Source organism: Lysinibacillus sp. GW823-FHT06C08, from assembly GCF_058795135.1.
Genome location: NZ_JBXAHN010000022.1, coordinates 1 through 2930 on the forward strand (window position 1 = coordinate 1; position 2930 = coordinate 2930).

Consider the following 2930-nt stretch of genomic DNA (forward strand, 5'->3'; position numbering starts at 1 on the left):
GGTTAAGTTATTAAGGGCGCACGGCGAATGCCTTGGCACTAGGAGCCGAAGAAGGACGGCACTAACACCGATATGCTTCGGGGAGCTGTAAGTGAGCTTTGATCCGGAGATTTCCGAATGGGGGAACCCACTACGTTTAATCGCGTAGTATCTTGACGTGAATACATAGCGTCTTGAAGGCAGACCCAGGGAACTGAAACATCTAAGTACCTGGAGGAAGAGAAAGAAAAATCGATTCCCTGAGTAGCGGCGAGCGAAACGGGAAGAGCCCAAACCAAGAGGCTTGCCTCTTGGGGTTGTAGGACACTCAATACGGAGTTACAAAAGAGCGAGTTAGATGAAGCGACTTGGAAAGGTCCGCCAGAGCAGGTAAAAGCCCTGTAGTCGAAAGTTCGTTCCCTCCTGAGTGGATCCTGAGTACGGCGGAACACGTGAAATTCCGTCGGAATCCGGGAGGACCATCTCCCAAGGCTAAATACTACCTAGTGACCGATAGTGAACCAGTACCGTGAGGGAAAGGTGAAAAGCACCCCGGAAGGGGAGTGAAAGAGATCCTGAAACCGTGTGCCTACAAGTAGTTAGAGCCCGTTAATGGGTGATAGCGTGCCTTTTGTAGAATGAACCGGCGAGTTACGATTACGTGCGAGGTTAAGCTTTAGAAGGCGGAGCCGCAGCGAAAGCGAGTCTGAATAGGGCGAAATAGTACGTGGTCGTAGACCCGAAACCAGGTGATCTACCCATGTCCAGGGTGAAGGTAAGGTAACACTTACTGGAGGCCCGAACCCACGCACGTTGAAAAGTGCGGGGATGAGGTGTGGGTAGCGGAGAAATTCCAATCGAACTTGGAGATAGCTGGTTCTCTCCGAAATAGCTTTAGGGCTAGCCTCGTGATGAGAATACTGGAGGTAGAGCACTGTTTGGACTAGGGGGCCATCCCGGTTTACCGAATTCAGACAAACTCCGAATGCCAGATATTTATACACGGGAGTCAGACTGCGAGTGATAAGATCCGTAGTCAAAAGGGAAACAGCCCAGACCACCAGCTAAGGTCCCAAAGTAATCGTTAAGTGGAAAAGGATGTGGCGTTGCACAGACAACCAGGATGTTGGCTTAGAAGCAGCCATCATTTAAAGAGTGCGTAATAGCTCACTGGTCGAGTGACGCTGCGCCGAAAATGTATCGGGGCTAAACGATTCACCGAAGCTGTGGATTGACATCTACGATGTCAGTGGTAGGAGAGCGTTCTAAGTGCGTTGAAGTCAGACCGGAAGGACTGGTGGAGCGCTTAGAAGTGAGAATGCCGGTATGAGTAGCGAAAGACGGGTGAGAATCCCGTCCACCGTATGACTAAGGTTTCCTGAGGAAGGCTCGTCCGCTCAGGGTTAGTCGGGACCTAAGCCGAGGCCGATAGGCGTAGGCGATGGACAACAGGTTGATATTCCTGTACCACCTCCTCACCGTTTGAGAAATGGGGGGACGCAGTAGGATAGGGTAAGCGCGCTGTTGGTTATGCGCGTCCAAGCAGTAAGGCGTGTGTGTAGGCAAATCCGCACACTGTAACGTTGAGCTGTGATGGCGAGTCCGTATGGACGAAGTTCCTGATTTCACACTGCCAAGAAAAGCCTCTATCGAGGTGAGAGGTGCCCGTACCGCAAACCGACACAGGTAGTCGAGGAGAGAATCCTAAGGTGTGCGAGAGAACTCTCGTTAAGGAACTCGGCAAAATGACCCCGTAACTTCGGGAGAAGGGGTGCTCTTGAGCGTGCAAGCGCATGAGAGCCGCAGTGAATAGGCCCAGGCGACTGTTTAGCAAAAACACAGGTCTCTGCAAAACCGTAAGGTGACGTATAGGGGCTGACGCCTGCCCGGTGCTGGAAGGTTAAGAGGAGTGGTTAGCGCAAGCGAAGCTGCGAATTGAAGCCCCAGTAAACGGCGGCCGTAACTATAACGGTCCTAAGGTAGCGAAATTCCTTGTCGGGTAAGTTCCGACCCGCACGAAAGGCGTAACGATCTGGGCACTGTCTCAACGAGAGACTCGGTGAAATTATAGTACCTGTGAAGATGCAGGTTACCCGCGACAGGACGGAAAGACCCCGTGGAGCTTTACTGTAGCCTGATATTGAATTTTGGTACAACTTGTACAGGATAGGTAGGAGCCAGAGATCTCGGAGCGCCAGCTTCGAAGGAGGCGTCGGTGGGATACTACCCTGGTTGTATTGAAATTCTAACCCATGCCCCTTAGCGGGGCAGGAGACAGTGTCAGGCGGACAGTTTGACTGGGGCGGTCGCCTCCTAAAAGGTAACGGAGGCGCCCAAAGGTTCCCTCAGAATGGTTGGAAATCATTCGTAGAGTGTAAAGGCACAAGGGAGCTTGACTGCGAGACCTACAAGTCGAGCAGGGTCGAAAGACGGGCTTAGTGATCCGGTGGTTCCGCATGGAAGGGCCATCGCTCAACGGATAAAAGCTACCCCGGGGATAACAGGCTTATCTCCCCCAAGAGTCCACATCGACGGGGAGGTTTGGCACCTCGATGTCGGCTCATCGCATCCTGGGGCTGTAGTCGGTCCCAAGGGTTGGGCTGTTCGCCCATTAAAGCGGTACGCGAGCTGGGTTCAGAACGTCGTGAGACAGTTCGGTCCCTATCCGTCGTGGGCGTAGGAAATTTGAGAGGAGCTGTCCTTAGTACGAGAGGACCGGGATGGACACACCGCTGGTGTACCAGTTGTCTTGCCAAAGGCATCGCTGGGTAGCTATGTGTGGACGGGATAAGTGCTGAAAGCATCTAAGCATGAAGCCCCCCTCAAGATGAGATTTCCCATTACGCAAGTAAGTAAGATCCCTCAAAGACGATGAGGTAGATAGGTTCGAGGTGGAAGTGTGGTGACACATGGAGCTGACGAATACTAATCGATCGAGGACTTAACCAAAA

1 rRNA gene is annotated in these 2930 nt (G+C 52.5%); it reads left to right on the top strand.

The annotated features are described in order from the left end of the window. Positions 1-2928: ribosomal RNA gene (locus tag AC1Q6O_RS22870) — 23S ribosomal RNA — on the top strand. Positions 2929-2930 lie beyond the last annotated feature (2 nt).